Source organism: Roseovarius sp. TE539 (assembly GCF_003298505.1).
In the GTDB taxonomy this organism is placed as follows: domain Bacteria; phylum Pseudomonadota; class Alphaproteobacteria; order Rhodobacterales; family Rhodobacteraceae; genus Roseovarius.
Map to the genome: position 1 here is coordinate 1 of NZ_QNGB01000078.1, position 730 is coordinate 730.

The following is a 730-nucleotide window of genomic DNA, read 5'->3' on the forward strand; positions in this document are numbered from 1 at the left end:
TAGGCGGCGTCTGCATTTAGCTGATCCAAGCCATTGCGCATGCGAGATCAACGAAGGCTTTGAATGAGCTGACGGATTTCTCGCAACGCAATGCGATCCTGCGGAAGCGTTTGATCTTATTGAAAAAGCACTCAACGAGGTGCCTTTCCTTGTACAAGCTCCAATCCGTTTCCGGCTGGATTGCGCGGCTGGGGTTGGGTTTGATCTGGGCGTTTGCGCCGAGGTCGCAAGTGATGAAACTGCGGAGATGGTCGGCATCATATGCGGCATCGCAAATGACATGCCTGACACCTCGCAGTCCTTCAATGAGCCCACGCGCCTGCGGGCTGTCGGCCCATTGGCCGGGGGTGATCGCCGTGCGGATGGGCAGACCGAGCGCATCCACCGCCGCATGGACCTTGGTTGTTAAGCCGCCTTTGGAGCGGCCAATACCGGCAGCTTCAAGCCCCCCTTTTGAGAGGTGGCATCGGCGTGTGTTTTGCAGATAGTGGCATCGACAAGGACGTATTCGAAGTCGGGGTCCGTGCTTAACGCTTTGAAAAGACTCTCCCAAACACCGGCAATGGTCCAGCGCCGAAAGCGGGAGTGGACTGTGCGCCAGTTGCCCAATTCGGGCGGCAGATCGCGCCACGGCGAGGCTCCCCGCGCCAGCCACAAGATCGCATCAAGGAAAAGCCGGTTGTCCGCCCCGGTCCGCCCGCGATCACCTTCCTTGCCAGGAACCAAAGGT

The 730-nt window shown here is 59.0% G+C and carries 1 protein-coding gene; it reads right to left on the reverse strand.

Annotated features, from left to right (window positions below):
* Positions 1–16 precede the first annotated feature (16 nt).
* A protein-coding gene (locus DQW77_RS17950; RefSeq protein ID WP_404947951.1) for an IS5 family transposase occupies positions 17–726 on the reverse strand; the annotation gives its coding sequence in 2 pieces (ribosomal slippage) (positions 17–444 and positions 444–726; 711 coding nt in all).
* Positions 727–730 lie beyond the last annotated feature (4 nt).